The organism is Arthrobacter crystallopoietes (assembly GCF_002849715.1).
GTDB lineage: Bacteria > Actinomycetota > Actinomycetes > Actinomycetales > Micrococcaceae > Crystallibacter > Crystallibacter crystallopoietes.
Genome location: NZ_CP018865.1, coordinates 34,093 through 51,539, shown reverse-complemented (window position 1 = coordinate 51,539; position 17,447 = coordinate 34,093). Strand labels below are relative to the sequence as shown.

Annotated in this window: 13 protein-coding genes, 1 pseudogene and 1 riboswitch; of the genes and pseudogenes, 6 read left to right on the top strand and 8 right to left on the bottom strand. The window is 62.7% G+C overall.

The window, feature by feature from the left end; genetic code table 11:
* Positions 1 to 243: 243 nt before the first annotated feature.
* The 4 genes and pseudogenes from AC20117_RS22245 to AC20117_RS22230 all read right to left on the bottom strand — a co-directional run bounded on the left by AC20117_RS22245 (position 244) and on the right by AC20117_RS22230 (position 3,270).
* Positions 244 to 747 carry a PIN domain-containing protein gene (locus AC20117_RS22245; protein WP_139186851.1) on the bottom strand — a complete coding sequence of 168 codons (504 nt, stop codon included), beginning with the start codon at positions 745 to 747 and terminating at the stop codon, positions 244 to 246.
* Positions 748 to 866: 119 nt separating this feature from the next.
* Positions 867 to 1,655: an ImmA/IrrE family metallo-endopeptidase gene (locus AC20117_RS22240; RefSeq protein WP_158300508.1), complete on the bottom strand. Its 789-nt coding sequence runs from the start codon at positions 1,653 to 1,655 to the stop codon at positions 867 to 869.
* Between the two features lie 20 nt (positions 1,656 to 1,675).
* Positions 1,676 to 2,023 carry a helix-turn-helix domain-containing protein gene (locus AC20117_RS22235; protein ID WP_074703579.1) on the bottom strand — a complete coding sequence of 116 codons (348 nt, stop codon included), beginning with the start codon at positions 2,021 to 2,023 and terminating at the stop codon, positions 1,676 to 1,678.
* A gap of 343 nt (positions 2,024 to 2,366) precedes the next feature.
* Positions 2,367 to 3,270, bottom strand: a pseudogene (locus AC20117_RS22230) (TerC family protein).
* Positions 3,271 to 3,562: 292 nt separating this feature from the next.
* Here AC20117_RS22230 and AC20117_RS22225 point away from each other — a divergent pair.
* The 3 genes from AC20117_RS22225 to AC20117_RS22210 all read left to right on the top strand — a co-directional run bounded on the left by AC20117_RS22225 (position 3,563) and on the right by AC20117_RS22210 (position 7,649).
* A complete protein-coding gene (locus AC20117_RS22225; RefSeq protein ID WP_074703578.1) occupies positions 3,563 to 4,645 on the top strand; it encodes a TerC family protein in 1,083 nt (360 codons plus the stop codon).
* Positions 4,646 to 5,258: 613 nt separating this feature from the next.
* Positions 5,259 to 6,605: a hemolysin family protein gene (locus AC20117_RS22215; protein WP_074703577.1), complete on the top strand. Its 1,347-nt coding sequence runs from the start codon at positions 5,259 to 5,261 to the stop codon at positions 6,603 to 6,605.
* Positions 6,606 to 7,649 (top strand): hemolysin family protein, encoded by a 1,044-nt coding sequence (locus AC20117_RS22210; protein WP_074703576.1) that lies wholly within the window; start codon positions 6,606 to 6,608, stop codon positions 7,647 to 7,649.
* 316 nt (positions 7,650 to 7,965) lie between these two features.
* On the opposite strand, the gene thiC is transcribed toward AC20117_RS22210, so the two are convergent.
* The gene (thiC, locus tag AC20117_RS22205; RefSeq protein WP_074703575.1) at positions 7,966 to 9,702 is read right to left on the bottom strand and encodes a phosphomethylpyrimidine synthase ThiC; all 1,737 of its coding nucleotides are present in this window, start codon (positions 9,700 to 9,702) and stop codon (positions 7,966 to 7,968) included.
* Positions 9,699 to 9,808: riboswitch (TPP riboswitch) on the bottom strand. It overlaps the preceding gene by 4 nt.
* Positions 9,809 to 10,102: 294 nt before the next feature.
* Here thiC and AC20117_RS22200 point away from each other — a divergent pair.
* Positions 10,103 to 10,441 (top strand): histone-like nucleoid-structuring protein Lsr2, encoded by a 339-nt coding sequence (locus AC20117_RS22200; RefSeq protein ID WP_074703574.1) that lies wholly within the window; start codon positions 10,103 to 10,105, stop codon positions 10,439 to 10,441.
* Positions 10,442 to 10,845: 404 nt separating this feature from the next.
* Here the strand turns inward: AC20117_RS22200 and AC20117_RS22195 are convergent, their stop codons facing one another.
* The gene (locus tag AC20117_RS22195; RefSeq protein WP_101632772.1) at positions 10,846 to 11,673 is read right to left on the bottom strand and encodes an IclR family transcriptional regulator; all 828 of its coding nucleotides are present in this window, start codon (positions 11,671 to 11,673) and stop codon (positions 10,846 to 10,848) included.
* Between the two features lie 157 nt (positions 11,674 to 11,830).
* Here AC20117_RS22195 and AC20117_RS22190 point away from each other — a divergent pair, with 157 nt between their 5' ends.
* Positions 11,831 to 12,649, top strand: coding sequence for a maleate cis-trans isomerase family protein (locus tag AC20117_RS22190; protein ID WP_074703573.1), 819 nt, complete (start codon positions 11,831 to 11,833; stop codon positions 12,647 to 12,649).
* 11 nt (positions 12,650 to 12,660) lie between these two features.
* On the top strand, positions 12,661 to 14,025 hold the full coding sequence (locus tag AC20117_RS22185) for an SLC13 family permease (RefSeq protein WP_074703572.1): 1,365 nt from the start codon (positions 12,661 to 12,663) through the stop codon (positions 14,023 to 14,025).
* A gap of 66 nt (positions 14,026 to 14,091) precedes the next feature.
* Here AC20117_RS22185 and AC20117_RS22180 read toward each other — a convergent pair whose 3' ends face one another.
* Both AC20117_RS22180 and AC20117_RS22175 read right to left on the bottom strand, forming a co-directional pair.
* Positions 14,092 to 14,718 carry a flavin reductase family protein gene (locus tag AC20117_RS22180; RefSeq protein WP_074703571.1) on the bottom strand — a complete coding sequence of 209 codons (627 nt, stop codon included), beginning with the start codon at positions 14,716 to 14,718 and terminating at the stop codon, positions 14,092 to 14,094.
* Between the two features lie 352 nt (positions 14,719 to 15,070).
* Positions 15,071 to 15,931 (bottom strand): aldo/keto reductase, encoded by an 861-nt coding sequence (locus AC20117_RS22175; RefSeq protein WP_074703570.1) that lies wholly within the window; start codon positions 15,929 to 15,931, stop codon positions 15,071 to 15,073.
* Between the last annotated feature and the right edge of the window lie 1,516 nt (positions 15,932 to 17,447).

Here is a 17,447-nt window from a genome sequence, read left to right as displayed (position 1 = left end):
CATACCCAACAGCGCTGCCAGGGAAAGGCCCAGAAATTTCAGCCGGTAATGTTTAGACATTTCGTGTGCCACGTTACCACGCAGACCCAGCCCGTTCCGCGGATAACCCGTCTGACTAATCAATAAGAGAGGAATCCCAAGAGGTGCATGGGCACGGCAACTTCATGCCGACGAGATTTCATATGCGCCGTTATCGGCGGTTCCGCCCTGCCTCAAGTGCCAGCTGCTGTGCCGGTTTCCGTCTTAGGTGTTGGAGAACTCTTCCTTGAGTGGAGTCAGCTTGAACGGCAGCAAGCCGTCGTCCTTTTCTTGGACCAATCCATAGAGCCGCTTCAGCTCCGCCTTATCCGGGATGACGCCCCAGACGACGCTCTCCTGAAATAGCTGCACCGTGTTGAAAGTGGGTATGCCAGCTCTCCTTGCGAGGGCTGCTGCATCTTGGTCATCGATCATTGCCACGACATCACGTCCTTGAGCGCGAAAAACACGAGCGTGGGCAACCAAGACCATTTCGCCGCGATTCTTACTGGATGACAGCATTTCTTGGGGGCAGTTGTTCATGACCCATGTCCAATGAAATTCGTACTCATCATCCTTGTTTCTCGGAGGTGTAGAGAGCGCGACGATGTGCTTGCCCCCTATGACTGTCAGGAGTTTCTTGTGGCAGGTCTTGAACCGGTCGTCCTTATCGGACTTGTGCTCCACCTCGTCGACGACCGCGTCGGGAATAAGGATGCTGTCGGTCATATTCTTGAGCGTCTTCAGGTATAGATCTGTAGTGTCTTTCCGTCCCATGAAGTTTAGGACGGGTCCAGCGTCAAGGATTACTAGCTCGCTATGATCAGATTCATTGGTTTGTTCGACGTTCACTGGCGGCGGCCAAATCTGGTCGGTGGCAGTTCGACGGGCTTTGGTGTGATGCCCACCTCGTCGAGTTCGTCCTTTAAGTCGGCGGGCCTAATTCCGCGAATTCTAGCGACTGCTTCCAAGCCAATTACGTTGTTCTCATAAGCCTTCATAGCCTCAGCCACGATTCGCATTGGAGCTTGGGGTGTCATGGCTTTTTTCTGCGAGGCCCGGTGCTCATCCGACCATCCGTAGCGAGCAGCTAATTTCCCAGCCGAGAGAGATTTCCATGCCTCTTTTTGACCTTGAGCCAGCCACCCTGCATTCTCGAGCTGAATGAGAACCATCATCGGAGAGGCTTCAAAGTACCTGACCAAGTAGGCCAGATCGCCTTCGGAGAGTTGTTGGCGGGCTCTTCCAAGCCCTTCCAAAAACTCCGTGACGCCCTGTTGGGGCACGAGCAGGTGGCGGGCGAACGAATCGGCCCGGATTTCTTCCGCACTTCGAACGCCGCACTGGATTACGCCATCTTCGGCGAAATCTTTCAATTCGAGATGACCCACCTCGTGAGCCAAGGTGGCACGTTGGCGTTCCATGGAAGTCGTACATGCCACTGAAATGATCCGCTGATTAGTCTCGGGATCCTGAAGAACCATGCCATCAAGGCCGTCGTCCATCTCTACGATGGCTACGTCAATGCCTAGCCTGCCCTCGATCAAATCACTGAGGTCGTTGATCGGTGCATTGCCGAGGTTGTAGTCTCGGCGAAAATCAGCGGCGGCCAGGGCAGCTTGTTCCTCATTAGTCAAAGCCATCTCCCACCTGAGTCTTACTGTGCCGTCTGAATCTGTTTGAGCGCCCGGCCGAGGTAGTTGTCCATTTCCAGAAGGTAAAGAAGATGGTCCCTGACCGGCTCAGGATTGGGGTTCTTCCCGTTCGCCGTTCGGGCGGCGAACCGCACACGATCTCGTAGCGGATGGCTTTCCATAAGACTCGATTCTGGGCAGCCTAAAGCCATGGCGATAGCCGAAAGCTCGTAGGGCTTTACCGGCCGCTCCCCAGCTTCGATACGCGTAATGGTGGATTGGGAGAGGTCAATTCTGGCCTCCAAGTCGCGCTGCGACATGTCGTTCTTTATGCGGTATTGCTTGATGCGGTCGCCTGTAGTCATTGCCATCAGACTTGTCTCCTTGAATTAACACTGCGTCTCTGAATCACAGGGAGAGTGGTTGATTCATCATAGCGCTTGCACTTCGTCTCGGCCAACCAGTAAGCAGTGGCCTTTAACTGCTCAAGGGGGACAGATCTATAGAACGATGCGCTTGCCCGACCTGTTGGTCCCTAAAGCGTGGGGCGGAAGATCAGTCGGGATCGCCTTTTTCTTTCGCCGCGCGCTGACGTATGCGCCGTTATCGGCGTTTGAAATCCCGCACCTGCCGTTGGGCCTGCGGTTGGGTTATCGGATGGCTTGTGGCTGTGAGCAGAAGCGCCGTCCGGCCCGGTCGGCGGCCTCATCGGGGTCAGCCGAGCCCGGCAGGTTCCTGGTGTCCGTCGTCGTCGGTGATTTGGCCGGTGACCGGTTTGCGGGACAGGTGGACGTCGCCGGCTTCCGGCCCACGGGCTGTTGCGGCGGCGACGGCATCGCGGTCATCGGCTTTCGTGTAGGCGTGGCGCAGATGGACCGGGTCGATGGGCTTGCCGAGGCGTTTTTCCTGCCGCCGCTTGGCCGCCAGGTTCAGTGCTTCCACGGCGATGGCGAACGCCATTGGGCCGTAGATGAGAGCCTTGTCGATCTTGACCTCGAACCCGTCGGCGATCAGGAACACCCCGATCAGTACCAGGAAGGCCAGGGCGAGCATCTTGACGGTGGGGTGCCGGTTGACGAAGGCGAAGATGTGCTTCGCGGAGAAGAGCATGATGGTGAAGGAGGACAGCACCGCGACGATGATGATCAGCAGGTTGTCCACCATCCCGACGGCGGTGATCACCGAGTCGAAGGAGAAGACCATGTCCAGGATGATGATCTGCCCCAGCACGGCGCCGAACGTGGCGGCCTTCGCGCCACCCAGGCCATGGGATTCGGTTCCCTCGAGCTTCTCGTGGATTTCCCGTACCGCTTTATAGACCAGGAACAAGCCGCCGAACAGCAGGATCAGATCTCGTCCGGAGAACCCCATTCCGAAGAGTTCGAAGAGATCCTCGGTGAGGGAAATGATCCAGGAGGCTGCGAACAACAGGACGACGCGCATCAGCATACCCGAGCGTCAACCCGAGGTTGCGGGCCTTGGCCTGCTGCTCCACCGGAAGTTTGCTCGCCAGGATCGAGATGAAGATGATGTTGTCCACGCCCAGGACGATCTCCAGGATGAACAGGGTCACAAACGCGATGGCCAGATCGGGTGTCAGCTCGAATGCCAGTTCCATCCGGCCAGCATAACCACTCTGCATGGCAAATTTGGTGGGTTTGGCGTTTTCGGGCCTAAGCCCGGGTCATCGACGGCCGGAGCAGTCCCGGGTGCTGACAACGGCACGATCCGTCGGTTAGGACGACGGTGTGGGTTCGGCTATGATTTTCCTATCAAGGGGAGTACTCCCGTCTGTGATCGGCCCGTCAATACGGATGCATTGAAGCGTCTCGGGTCGATTGGTTCCGGTGTCGACCGGGCGGAGGAGACCTTGGCGTATCTGTTCAACGCCTACCCTTTGGAGCACCTCTATGCAGGTCACACCTATGGTCTGGTTCATCACGATCGCCGTGACGATCCTGTTCTTCATCTACGAGTTTTTCGCCCACGTGCGAAAACCCCACGAGCCGTCCATCGCGGAGTCGGCGCGCTGGTCCGCGTTCTACATCGGACTGGCACTGCTGTTCGGGGTGGGGATCGGTACGGTGTCGGGATGGACGTTCGGCGGCGAGTATTTCGCCGGTTACCTCACCGAGAAGGCACTGTCGATCGACAACCTGTTCGTCTTCCTCATCGTGATGGCCGGATTCGCGGTACCGAAGAAGTACCAGCAGAAGGTGCTGATGATCGGGATCATCATCGCCCTGATCCTGCGCGGCGGGTTCATCGCCATCGGAGCGACCCTGATCGAGAACTTCTCCTGGGTTTTCTACATCTTCGGTGCCCTGCTGCTTGTCCTGGCCTACCGGCAGGCGTTCAGCAGCCACGAGGCCAATCCGGCTAACGGTAAGTTCATGACACTCGTGCGCCGGGTCCTGCCCGTCACCAATGAGTATCACCAGGACAAGCTCACCGTGCGGCAGGGCGGGAAGCGCTTCGTCACCCCGATGCTGCTCACAATCATCGCGATCGGCTTTGTGGACCTCATCTTCGCCGTCGACTCGATCCCCGCGATCTACGGCCTGACCAACGAGGCGTACATTGTCTTCACCGCCAACGCGTTCGCGCTGATGGGTCTGCGCCAGTTGTTCTTCCTCATCGGAGGACTGCTCGAACGTCTGGTCTACCTCGCCCAGGGACTGGCCGTCATCCTCGGCTTCATCGGCGTGAAACTCGTCTTCCACGCCCTGCACGTCAACGAGCTCCCCTTCATCAACGGCGGGGAACCGCTCCTCTGGGTACCCGAGATTCCCATCTGGTTCTCGCTGCTCTTCATCGGTGCAACCATCGTCGTCGCAACTGTTGCGAGCCTGCTCAAGACCCGCAGCGACGAGAAGAAGGACGACCGCGGACTGGTCCACGGCGAACCCGTGATCACCACCCACCCGCACGACCGGGATGAGAATCCCGGGGTCGATGAGAAGACGATGTCCACTGCAGACACGTCCAGGTAGTTATCCCATAGGCAGCTGTGAAAAGGGGAGCCCTAAGGCTCCCGCCGGGAAGTACACCGTGTCCGGGCCGGTTACGTCCTCGGACTCCCACCCCATCGAGGGCACGTTCGGATCCTCGGCCGGAGCGGCGGTCAGGGACCCCAACTGTCGCCCATCGGACGAACACCAGGTTCCGGAGCTGTGCAGGAGTCGAGGCCGTTGTGGCCGAAGCTGACAGTCGGGGAGGGCGGCTGAATGTTCGCGGGCTGTCCTAAGGCGCAGCTCCCTCAATGGTTTTGGCGAAAACTGGGGGAGCTGCACCTTTTCCGCGACCGCTGCCCCGGGAACTGGTCATGTGGAGTGTTGCTTGGCGTTTTGCCTTGGGCCGGCAGTTGAAAGCGGAACAGGGGTACCTGACCTCGGACAGTGCTTTCCGCCTCGGCCTGCTCTTTGCGTCGGTGGGACACGCAATGGCAAAATTATGTTGTCCACGGCAATCAGGCCGCGGACGTTTTCTGTCTTTTGATCTTTGAGAGGATCTGATGTCCACTCCCGGTGACAGTCCGGGGCATAGTCCATGCCCCCTGCTGATGCTCGAATGTGCTCCGAGAACCGCGGCAGGGGGTGTTTCTAAATGGAATTAGTCTCGATCCTGGGTGGTCTGCTGCTGATCGCCGGCTGCGGTTTGTTCGTCGCGGCCGAGTTTTCCCTGATTACGGTGAACCGCAACGCGGTCAGGGATGCCGCCGACGCCGGCGACAAGAAGTCCGTCGGCGTTTTGAAGGCGATGAACACGCTGTCCACCCAGCTCTCGGGTGCCCAGTTGGGTATCACGTTGACGAACCTGGGTATCGGCTTCCTGGCTGAGCCTGCGATCGCAGCCCTGGTGCTGGGGCCTTTGATGGATGCCGGTCTTGCCGAGGGTGCTGCCCGGTCCGTGTCCGTCATTATCGCGTTGGTTTTGGCGACCGTGCTGACCATGGTCTTTGGCGAGCTCGTGCCGAAGAATCTGGCGATCGCGAAGCCGCTGGCCACCGCGCGCGCCGTGTCCGGCTTTCAGCGTGGATTCAGCGCTGCGACCAAGCCGCTGCTGGTGTTCTTCAACGGAACGGCCAATAAGCTGGTCCGGGCGATAGGCATCGAGCCGCAGGAGGAACTTGCCTCGGCCCGCTCCGCGGAGGAACTGACCGTCCTTGTGCGGCACTCTGCCCGCCAGGGAGTACTGCCCGAGGAGACAGCCGAACTGGTCCGCCGGTCATTTGCGTTCGGTGCCCGCCGCGGCCACGACGCGATGACACCGCGGACGAGGATCGTGGCCGTCGCCCCGGATCAGAGCGTCCAGGAGATGCTGGACATCGCAGCGGCCACCGGCCACTCCCGCTTCCCGGTGATGGAGCCCGGTTCCCACCATGTGCGCGGGATCGTGCACATCCGTCGCGGTCTTGCCGTCCCTTTCGGCTATCGCGGCGACCTCGCGGTCGGCGAAATCATGGACGGGCCAACGCTCATCCCGGACACCGTGGAACTTGATGACCTGATGGACACGCTGCGGGCCGGCGGCTTGCAGATGGCGGTCCTGATCGACGAAACCGGTGACGTCGCCGGGCTGATCACGCTGGAGGACTTGGTTGAGGAACTTGTCGGCGAAGTCACGGACGAACACGACCCCGACGACGACACGAGCGAGCGGCTGCCCTTCGGGGTGTGGCGGCTCGACGGCGCCCTGCGCCCGGATGAGGCCACCGGAATCCTGGGCCACACCATTCCCGAGGGCACCGAGTACGACACGCTCGCCGGCCTGTTCACGCTTCATCTGGGCCGGATCGCCGAGACCGGAGACACCGTCGAGCTGGTGACCGAAGGCTCGCACGGCCACCCTCCGGCCAGGATCGGGCTGTGCGTGGAGGAGATGGACGGGGCCCGGATCGCGAAGATCCTCGCCACCACCGAACCCACAGCCATCGAGGGAGAGGAGCGCTAAATGGACGCTACCGGAATCATCCTGACCATCGTCCTGCTCGTGGCGAACTTCTTCTTCGTCGGAGCCGAGTTCTCCCTGATCGCCGCACGGCGCAGCATTGTCGAGCCCCGGGCCGAACAAGGCGGCCGGGCCGCCAAAATGACCTTGTGGGCCATAGAGAACGTTTCGCTCATGATGGCCGGCGCGCAGTTGGGCATCACCGTCTGTTCCCTGGCCCTGGGCTATGTCACCAAACCGATGGTCGTCCACGCCCTGGAGGGTCCCTTCACTACCTGGGGGGTCCCGGCAGGGCTGATCGACCCGATCGCCTACGCCATCGCCTTGAGCGTGGTGACGTTCCTGCACGTGGTGCTCGGCGAGATGGTGCCGAAAAACATTGCGCTGGCCGGGCCCGAGCGGATGGCTTTCATCCTGGGACCGGTCCTGGTCGTCGTGGTGCGGATGCTGCAGCCGTTGCTGTGGTGCATGAACGCCATCGGCAACGGCATCCTGCGGCTGTTCAACGTCGAGCCCAAGAACGAAGTCGCCAGCACGTTCACCCGTGACGAGGTCGCCGGGCTGGTCGAGGAATCACGTGAAGGCGGGCTCCTCGACAAGCAGGACGAACGGCTCCTGCTCGGCGCGCTGACCTTCGAAGAACGCTCGGTCGAGAGCATCGTGATCCCGCTGAGCAAGGTCACCACCCTGCCCGCAGGGTGCACCCCGGAGCAGATTGAACAGGTTGCTGCCAACGGTTTCTCCCGGTTCCCTGTCCAGGCACCCTCCGGCGCCTTGGACGGCTACGTGCACGTCAAAGACCTGCTCGGACTGGACGCCGCGGACAGGAACAAGCCGCTGCCGGCCAGACTGGTCCGTGACCTGCCGCGGGTGAACCTGAACGACGCGCTGCGGTCCTCGCTGCACCGCATGCAGCGTGAAGGGGCGCACCTGGCACTGGCCATCGACGAAACAGGACACCCGTACGGCATCGTGACCCTCGAAGACATGCTCGAAGAACTCGTTGGCCAGATCCGCGACGATAGCCGAAGCACCAGCCGCACCTAAAGCCACAGCAGCAGGCTGCCATGGCCGAAGTACCGGAGCCAGCACCGCGGCCGCACCTGAAGCGGCCGCGGTGTAACCGTGATGCAGGCCCGGCGGTTGTGGCCGGACCGGTTCCGGAAACCGGCTAAACCCGATCCCTGCGGATCTTTCCGACCCCGATCCAGCCAGGCGGCGACATGTGCGCCGTTATCGGAGCTTGCCGGTGGCCTGACTCTTGAAGAAGCCCGGCATGTTCCTCCGGTTCCACGGGATTACGTGTCCTCGCATTGGGTTTCGACACGGCCGCGGCTTCGGCGGCCGCGTGGAAGCCGGACTTTTAGGTGCGCGGCATGGCCGGTGCCGGGAGGTAGACCTTGCCGCCGGATTCCAGGAATTCGACGGACTTGGCGTTCATGCCCGCGATGGCTTCCTGCTCGCTGGCGCTGCCAAACTGGTCGCGGATGTCCTGGGAGATCCTCATGGAACAGAACTTCGGCCCGCACATGGAGCAGAAATGGGCGGTCTTGGCCGGTTCGGCGGGCAGGGTTTCGTCGTGGAACGCTTCGGCTGTGACCGGGTCCAGGGACAGGGCGAACTGGTCACGCCACCGGAATTCGAAGCGTGCCTTGGACAGTGCGTCATCGCGCTCCCGGGCGCCGGGGTGCCCTTTGGCGAGGTCCGCGGCGTGGGCGGCGATCTTGTAGGTGATGACGCCGGTCTTGACGTCGTCTTTGTTGGGTAGGCCAAGGTGTTCCTTGGGAGTGACGTAGCAGAGCATCGCCGTGCCGTAGCGGGCGATTTCGGTGGCGCCGATGGCTGATGTGATGTGGTCGTAGCCGGGAGCGACGTCGGTGACCAGCGGGCCGAGGGTGTAGAAGGGAGCTCCGTTGCACAGTTCCTGTTGGCGTTCCACATTCTCGCGGACCTGGTGGAGCGGGATGTGGCCGGGGCCTTCCACCATGACCTGCACGTCGTACTGCCAGGCGCGCTTGGTCAGTTCGGCGAGGGTGTCCAGCTCCGCGAACTGGGCGGCGTCGTTGGCGTCGGCTACCGAACCGGGACGGAGTCCGTCGCCCAGGGAGAAGGCGACGTCGTAGCGGGCGAAGATTTCGCAGAGTTCGTCGAAGTGGGTGTAGAGGAAGTTCTCCCGGTGGTGCGCCAGGCACCAGCCGGCCATGATGGAGCCGCCGCGGGAGACGATGCCGGTGACCCGCTCGGCTGTCAGCGGTACGTAGCGCAGCAGCACTCCGGCGTGGATGGTCATGTAGTCAACGCCTTGCTCGCATTGTTCGATCACGGTGTCGCGGTAGATCTCCCAGGTCAGGGCGTTGGCCTCGCCGTTGACCTTCTCCAGCGCCTGGTAGATCGGGACGGTCCCGATGGGCACGGGGGAGTTGCGGATGATCCATTCCCGCGTGGTGTGGATGTCGTCGCCGGTGGATAGGTCCATCACCGTGTCGGCGCCCCACCGGGTCGCCCACTGCAGTTTGTCCACCTCCTCGGCGATCGAGCTGGTCACGGCCGAGTTGCCGATGTTCGCGTTGATTTTGACCAGGAAGGCCTTGCCGATGATCATCGGTTCGGACTCGGGGTGGTTGATGTTGGCCGGAATGATCGCCCGTCCCGCTGCGAGCTCCGAGCGGACAAGTTCGACGTCGCAGTTCTCGCGCAGGGCGACGAACCTCATCTCCTCGGTGATGATGCCGTGGCGTGCGTAGTGCATCTGGGTCACGGTCCGGCTGCCGGCGGCGCGGCGCGGCTTGGGTTTTGCACCTCGCCATTCGGCCGAAGCGGCTCCGCGGCGGGCCGCGGCGCGGCCGTCGTCGAGCAAGTCGCGGCCCCGCCCGCCGTAGCTTTCGGTATCGGCCCGTCCGGCAATCCAGCCTTCCCGGAGCGGCGGGAGGCCGACCACTGGATCGCTGCCGGGGCCGGTGGTGCGGTAGACCTGCAGGGACGGATTCGGCTGCCCGCCGGGGGAGTCGTCCAGCGCGATCGCGGTCACCGGAACCCGGATTTCCGGGTCCGCTCCCGAGACGTACTGAAGCGAGTGGGCAGGGTGGAACGAATCGTTCATGATTGATCTTCACTTCCTTCGCCGGCATTACCCGGACAGGTTCGACGGTCGCAGGCTGCATCAGCCTGATCTCAGCCCCTGCAACAGGGCTCCCGTGTGGATACACACGAGGATAGCAGCGGCAGGCCTACCGACAGAAACAAGGCCCGTGCCTAGGCCGTGGGAGACCGCACCGAGACCGCTGCTTCTGTCCGGGCGGCTGCCTGATTCCGGACGGTCACGTCGGGACAACAGTGCGCGCCTGAACCGGCTCTTGAACGGCTGCCGGGCGGCATGCCGGGGTTGTGATGATTCCCCCCAGACGTCCGTACAGCGGCGCTGCATGCTTTCATGGGCGCTGAGGATCTGCGTAATGATTAAGCGGGGACAACTATTCGCACTATTTAGGAGTCCATCCGGCATGGCGCAGCAGATCAAGATCGTTCTGGTATCGGACTTGGATGGCGGGCCGGCCGACGAAACCGTGCAATTCGGACTTAACGGCATTAACTACGAAATCGACCTGTCAACCGATGAGGCCGCCGCCGTACGCAACGTGTTGCACCAGTACATCAGCGCCGGGCGCAAGGCCACTGCGGCTGCTTCCAGACAGCGCACTTCCCGTTCCGCGCCGGCAGCAAACGGGCGGGATGAGGCCCGGAAGATCCGTGAAGGGGCGAAAGGTAAGGGCTTTCAGGTTCCCGGGCGGGGCCGGATATCAGCCGAAATCGTCGACGCCTACCAAAGGGCCGTGGCCTGAGCCTGGATGACTGCTCTTGCAGGTCATCCAGGATTTCCACCGGCCTATGAATCCAAGCAGACGGAGAGCCCGCGGACATCAGTACACCGGTTACCTATCCCGAACAGTGCGGGGCGAAGCCGACAGACGACGTCAGCGATGACTTCCTCCAAGGCCCGATGGCGACCGTACCGGGTTCTCTTCGAAACTGGTTTCGGGCGGGGGAGCAATTGCCGGAGTCATGACACGCAGCTGCCTTGGCGCCACTTCCTAGGCCGACTTATGCGCCGTTATCGGCGTTCACGAAATATCGCGGACCCGGAGCCTAACACCACACCCGACAGCGTTCCGGCCGGAGGCGTGCCCCGCGCCGATCCGGTGCTGCGGAGGCCGACGCGTCAGCGGTGATGGTGCCCGTCGTTGGCCTACTGCGCCTGTCGTGTGATGAAGCCGAGCGACTCACTTGCGGCGCGCGCTGCCTGCGCTACAACTGGTCCAAGCCGTTCGGCGTCGGCAGGGCCTATCCGCTGGGTGGGGAAGCCAAGTCCGAGCGCGCCGGCGAGCTGGCCGGCATGGTCGAAGACGGGCGCGCTGATGGAACCGACGTCGCTGTGACGCTCGCCGAAGGCTGCGGCGAAACCCAGCTTCCGGGTCTGCGCGACCTGAAGGTCCAGTTTCTCGAGACTGTCCGGCGTAGCGGGGGTGAACTTGGCGAGCACGGAGCCGGCGATGGCGTTTCGCGCGTCCGGGTCGTAGGCGAGGAAGATTTTCCCGGCGGCGCCGGCGTGGATGGGCATGACCTGCCCGACCATGAACGGCCGCATGACAACGTGGCGGGTTTCGGCGACCGCCACGATGGTGCGGTAGACGCCGTCGCGGATGTAGAAGGAGGCGCTTTCGCCGGTCTCGTCGCGCAGCTTCTGCAGGATGGGCTTGACCAAACGTACGACGTCGAGGCCTAGCGTTCCGGGGGTGGCCCAGCGTACCAGCCCGATTCCGATCCGGTACCGGTCGCCGTCGCGGTCCAGGAATCCCTCGTGGAGCATACTCTGCACCAGGCGCTGGCAGGTACTTGAAGGCAGCCCGGTCTTCCGGATGATCTCCTGCAGAGTTGGTTCGGGGGATTCGATAGAGAAGCAGTCGAGGATCTGCGTCACTTTGTGGAGGACCAGGATCGGAGATGATCCGGCGTTACTCTCCGTTGCCAATCCCTTGTCCTTGCCTCTGGTGTCCGCTGTCTGCTGCCTCGCCATCTTATCGCTCCTTCGTTTGCAGACCGCCGGTGGGAACGGCCTGCCCCCCCCCCCTCGCTGAATGTGATCCAGTTGACATTCTACGGCAGTAACCCGCATGATGGGTTGCGATCCCGCGAAGTGGGTTTTTGAGAGTCCTAGCACTGTGGAGAAATTCGTGAGTACCCCTGACATCACCTGTGAAACCGTTCCCGCGCCGAAGCAGGCCGGCCTGTCCCGCATCGGCCTGATCGTTCCCAGCTCGAACACCACAATGGAGACCGAACTGCCGGAGCTGTTCCGCCGCCAGTCCGAGGCCACCGGGCAGAAGTACACCTTCCATTCGGCCCGTGCGGGCATGAAGAACGTCAACAAGGAAGAGCTGCTGGCCATGGTGGGCAAGGCCGCCGGCTGTGCCGCGGCAGTGTCCGATGCCGACGTCGATGCAATCGCCTATGCCTGTCTGGTGGCCGTGATGGCCCAGGGGCCCAACGCGCATGTCGGTTCCGAGGAAACAATCGCCAAGGCTGCCGAGGACAACGGCCACCCCGCCGCCGTTACCAGTAGCGCCGGTGCTTTGGTCCGGACGCTGCAGGAGATGGGCGCCCGGAAGGTTGCCATGGTCACCCCGTACATGAAGCCGCTGACCCAGATGGTCCGTGAGTACATCGAGGGAGCGGGTATTGAGGTCCTCGACGCCGTCAGCCTCGAAGTCGCCGATAACCTCGCTGTCGGTTGCCTGGACCCGCAGAACCTGCCGGAGATCGCCCGCAACCTCAAGCGCGAAGGCGCGGACGCCATCGTCCTCTCGGCCTGTGTGCAGATGCCGTCGCTTCCTGCCGTCCAGGCCGTCGAGGACGAGCTGGGTCTGCCGGTCATTACCGCTGCCACGGCAACCGCCTATGAGATCCTGAAGGCACTGGGCCACGAGCCTTCGATCAGCGGCGCCGGCAGCCTGCTGTCCGGCGTCCCCCTCAAGCTGCCTGCGCGAGTCTAAAGGATACCGCCATGTCACTGTCGCTCATCGCCTTCGCCGTACTTATCGCGGCGTTCGCCATCGGCTCCTTCACCCGGTTGAATGCTGGCCTCATCGCCATCGTGGCTGCCTTCGGCGTCGGCACCATCGTGGCCGGGCTGTCAATCAAGGACGTGATCGCGCAGTTCCCCTCCGGGCTGTTCTTCATCCTGGTCGGGGCGACCCTGCTCTTCGCGATCGTGCGAATCAACGGCACGATTGACTTGCTGGCCTACTGGGCCGAACTGCTCGCAGGCAACCGCCGGTTCCTGGTTCCGGTGCTGATGTTCCTGCTCACCGCCGCCCTGGCTTCAGCCGGCGCGTTCACCCCGGCCGCCATCGCCATTGTCGCCCCGGTGGGCCTGGCTCTGGGGAGCCGGTTCGGCATCAGCACGCTGTCCATGGGCCTGGTCATCGTCCAAGGCGCCAACGCGGGCGCTTTCTCGCCGGTCAACCCGTTCGGCGTGCTGGCCAATGTCATGCTCGATGAGGCCGGGGCCTCCGGGGACTCGCTCAAGCTCTACGTGTACTGCTTCCTCTTCAATGTAGTGCTGGCGGTCTTCGCCTACCTGCTGATCGAAAGCATCATGAAGAAGCGGGCCGCCCGCAGCGAGGCGTCGGGCGGCGTCTCCGCCGGCCCTGCCTACGGGACGGGTGTTGGCGGGACCACGCCAGCCGGCCGCGGCACAGCGGTCCTGACTGTCCCCGCACCGGCGGCGGTCGCGACTGACGGCGGCAAGGTGCGGCCCCAGAAGGTCGCTGCCACCCCGATCCGTGTCCTCACCCTGGTCGGCATCGGCGCCCTGCTGGTCCTGACTACCGTCTTCGCCCTCGATGTCGGCGTCGCCTCGCTGGTCGTCGCCCTCGCCCTGATCGCCTGTAACTCCGGCGTGCAGAAGCCGGCCGTCGAGAGCATGCCGTGGTCGGCCATCATCCTCGTCACCGGTATCGTCACCTACGTCGGCATGCTCGAGGAAATGGGTGCCTTGGCGGAGCTGCAGGCCGGTATTGCCGGACTGGGCAACAGTTCCCTCGCCGCGCTCGTCACCAGCTACGTCGTCGGCATCGTTTCGGCCTTCGCCTCCACCACGGGAACCCTCGGCGTGGTCGGCCCGATCGTCACGCCGATCGCCATGGACCCGCTGTTGACCCCGATCGGCGTGGTCACAGCGATCGCGATCAGCTCCTCTGTGGTCGATGTGAGCCCGATGTCCACCAGCGGCGCCCTGCTGATGGCCAGCGCCGAGCCCAAGGACGAGCGGATGTTCTTCCGCGCACTGCTGCTCTGGGCGATCGCGATGATCTTCGTCGTGCCGCTGCTCGTCTGGTTCGTCTTCGTCCAACTCGGTATCGGCTAAGCCAAAGCGACGAGAGCAAGTACGACAACGGTGGGCCGATCCCGGCGCACCGTTGTCGGACGCGCCCTATTCGGCAGAACCGGGACGGAAGTGCCCGGGCCACTCGGACTTGCGGATCCGCTTGATCTCCCGGACTTCGCCCAGCGCACCCCACTCGTCCAGCCCGAGCCTAGACAGCGGCTCCAACTGGTCGATCCGCGGGTGCGTCCCGTCCAGCACCTCCGACGTCACCGTCGCATGCATGACCTTGCCGAAAACCAGCGTGCAGTCACCCATCGGCAGCAGCTGGTGGAGCTTGCACTCCAGAGCCACCGGGGACTGGAGCACCCGCGGCGGTTTCACCGTTAGGCTCGGCTCCCGCATCACACCGGCCGCATCGAACTCGCTGACCTCCGGATCGAAATTCGTGCCCGTCGCATTCACTTCGGCCATCAAGCTGACCGATGCCAGGTTGACCACGAACTCGCCCGTCGCCCGAATGTTGCGCAACGAGTCCTTCTCGCCCACGGAGGTGAACTGGACGATCGGTGGATTCACCGACGCCACCGTGAAGAACGAATGCGGCGCCAGGTTGTCCACGCCCTCGGCCGAGGTGCTGGAGACCCAAGCGATGGGCCGGGGGACAACCACCGCCGTCAGCAGACGGTAGAAATCGCGGGAAGACAGTTTTTCAGGGCTAAAGTCCGTTCGCATTGTTCCACCATAACCATCCGGCCCATCCCCAACGCCCGGACCATGGATCCCACTACGCTTCGGCGTTGATGGGCCGGGCGAACAGCCTGGGGATACGGAGTGCCAAGGGCAGGGCAGGGTCGTAGTTGGTGTTCCCCCGCCGCCCTATCGTGGCGGCGACTCCGCCCGCGAGACCGCATACCAGCAGGAGCCGCTGTTGGTCATCGATCCGCCGTACGTGGCGCAGGAGGGCGCGGATCCCGCCGGCTGGATCGCCGGCGGCGTTTCCACACGGTAGCCGTGGACACGACGAAGGGGCCGCAGGGGTGCGGCCCCTTCGTTGGCAGTCCGCCGGGTTAGGCGAAGCTCTGGACTAGGCGAAGTCCGCCGTCGCGGGGTCGGCGCCAATGCGTCCTGCTGTACCCTGATCCAGCGCGTCGATCGCCTCGATGTCCTCGGGCTCCAAGGCCACATTGAGGGCCTCCCAGTTCTCCACGATCCGCGATTCGGTCACGGACTTCGGGATGACCACGTTGCCCACGGCGAGGTGCCAGGCGATAACCACCTGGGCCGGGGTGACGTCGCGCTTCGTGGCGATGTCCTTCAGTACGGGGTCCTCGAGCAGGCCTTGGCCCTGGCCCAGCGGCGACCAGGACTCATGCAGGATGCCCTTGTCGGCTTCGAAGGCCCGTAGTTCGGCTTGGTTGAAGTACGGATGGGTCTCCACCTGGTTGATGGCCGGAACCACGCCGGTCGCCTCGATGATTTCCTGCAGCGCCCCGACAGTGAAGTTGGATACGCCGATACTCTTGACCCGGCCCTGCTTCTGCAGCTCGACCAGGGCCTTCCAGGTATCGACGTACTTGCCCTGCTTCGGCTGGAGCCAGTGGATGAGGTAGAGGTCGAGGGTTTCCAGACCGAGCCGCTCCATCGAGTCTTCGAAGGCCTTCAGGGTGCTCTCGTAGCCTTGGTCGGAGTTCCACAGCTTGGTGGTGATGAACAGGTCCTCTCGGTCCAGGCCGGACGCGGCGATGGCCCGTCCCACGCCTGCTTCGTTGCCGTAGATCTTCGCGGTATCGATGTGGCGGTAGCCGGCCTCGAAAGCCTTGCCGACAACAACTTCCGCGACGTCGTCTTCCACCTGCCACACGCCGTAGCCGAGCTGCGGGATAGTGAGGCCGTCGTTAAGGGCCAGTTCGGGGGACACGGTCTTCACGTTTTGCGATGTACTCATGAGGTCAGCAACCTGCTGTGCCGCTGAAATATTTCATAGACGGATTTTCGGATGGAACGGACGGGACTGGATCGGGGGCCACCCGGTCGCCAACGGAACGGCTCGGCGGGACCGGGTTGAGGAACGACGGGTCTTGCTCCGCCGCGAGAACCCGATTGCGGCGGCCACCTCCTCCGGCGCGAGCGGATCTTGAGTGTGGACGCGGGTTGGGCCCTGCCCTGATTTATGCCCTTTCAGTGTTCAAGACGGGGTAGAAGTCTGCAATTCGTCCGAGGGAGCAATGAGCAATCTGATGAACGACAAATCGGGAGTCACCTGCACGCCAGTTCTGGCCAAGGCGCTGCAGCAGGAACCTTAGCGCTTTGACGCTGCGCCGGACTTCCTGCACGGCAATCATGTCAAAGCGGCGGATGACTTCCGCGATGCACACTACCGAATGCCAGTCTCTTTTCGGTGAGTCCTTCGGCCCGGCCTGCCATATCTCTGTCAAGTCGCCGAATGCTCTGATGTTCTACGTCGCGACTGTTCGGGCCGGGATCACCTGATTCAAGGCAGTGTTAAGCCTCGCCAAATTCTGGATAACACCTTCAGGGGCAGCTGTAGTCATGGTTCCATCGAATCACCCCCAGCGGGTGGCCAGGGAGTCGCCGGAAGGGGGAATGCGCAGGTGACGTATGCGCCGTTATCGGAGTTTAGGGCAGCAGGCATCATCGGGTGTCACTTCAGTGCTTCCTGATGACGGCGCTAGGGCAGGTGGTCCATGGCGTCGCAGGAGCTGGCGCCTGGATGTAAGCGGTGGACGTCCATGGCCAGGCGGGCGATGAGGGAGGTCAGCGTGTCTACATCGGGCACATTGAGGCCGGACAGGAGGTCAGCTTCTGCGGCCGCGGCCCGTTCCTCGTAAAGGCAGGGACTTCCTGGCCGCTGTCGGCCCGAGCACTTTTCCCAAGCCGACCGTGTATCCGGGGAAGCATCGTGGCAGCAAAGTCCCGCTGCCCACAACCGGGGACAATCCTCATGGGTTACCCACCGCTACCGTTGGCGGGGAGCCACCCCAACGGCTCCCAAAAATCTTCAGCCGTGGATAACCCGGATTGACCCCCAGCTGTAGACAGACAACGGCGCGGGCCTGTTCTTCTGTGAGCGGTGACCGTTCGATTCGTTTAAAGAAGTCCCTGCATGCGCGCAGCTCGTTCCGGAACTGCTGTTCATTACGCGTTCTGGCGTAGCTGTTGAGGTCGCTCTTTCATAATTCGATTGCTTCCAGCACCGCTTTGTACTGGGCGGCGGTGTGATCGCGCAGCAACGGTTCTTCCAGCAGTTCGGCGAACTTTGGCCCCGGTTCATTTAGCCAGCAGCAGACGGCCTTTGGGGCGCGAGGACGGCATCCGGATGGGACTTGAAGACTAGGTGCGGGTTGGGACTCTGGACAAGCTCTAGATCACCCGGAGGTCTTCTTTTTGTCACCTACCCACGGTCGCAGTTGTTATGCCGGTAAGGGGTTAATATCTCATCG

Excerpts from the sequence above, each read along its gene's own strand:
- AC20117_RS22245 (WP_139186851.1), bottom strand. The coding sequence starts at position 747 with ATGACCGACAGCATCCTTATTCCCGACGCGGTCGTCGACGAGGTGGAG.
- AC20117_RS22235 (WP_074703579.1), bottom strand. The coding sequence starts at position 2,023 with ATGGCAATGACTACAGGCGACCGCATCAAGCAATACCGCATAAAGAAC.
- AC20117_RS22225 (WP_074703578.1), top strand. The coding sequence starts at position 3,563 with ATGCAGGTCACACCTATGGTCTGGTTCATCACGATCGCCGTGACGATC.
- AC20117_RS22215 (WP_074703577.1), top strand. The coding sequence starts at position 5,259 with ATGGAATTAGTCTCGATCCTGGGTGGTCTGCTGCTGATCGCCGGCTGC.
- AC20117_RS22210 (WP_074703576.1), top strand. The coding sequence starts at position 6,606 with ATGGACGCTACCGGAATCATCCTGACCATCGTCCTGCTCGTGGCGAAC.
- thiC (WP_074703575.1), bottom strand. The coding sequence starts at position 9,702 with ATGAACGATTCGTTCCACCCTGCCCACTCGCTTCAGTACGTCTCGGGA.
- AC20117_RS22200 (WP_074703574.1), top strand. The coding sequence starts at position 10,103 with ATGGCGCAGCAGATCAAGATCGTTCTGGTATCGGACTTGGATGGCGGG.
- AC20117_RS22195 (WP_101632772.1), bottom strand. The coding sequence starts at position 11,673 with ATGGCGAGGCAGCAGACAGCGGACACCAGAGGCAAGGACAAGGGATTG.
- AC20117_RS22185 (WP_074703572.1), top strand. The coding sequence starts at position 12,661 with ATGTCACTGTCGCTCATCGCCTTCGCCGTACTTATCGCGGCGTTCGCC.
- AC20117_RS22180 (WP_074703571.1), bottom strand. The coding sequence starts at position 14,718 with ATGCGAACGGACTTTAGCCCTGAAAAACTGTCTTCCCGCGATTTCTAC.
- AC20117_RS22175 (WP_074703570.1), bottom strand. The coding sequence starts at position 15,931 with ATGAGTACATCGCAAAACGTGAAGACCGTGTCCCCCGAACTGGCCCTT.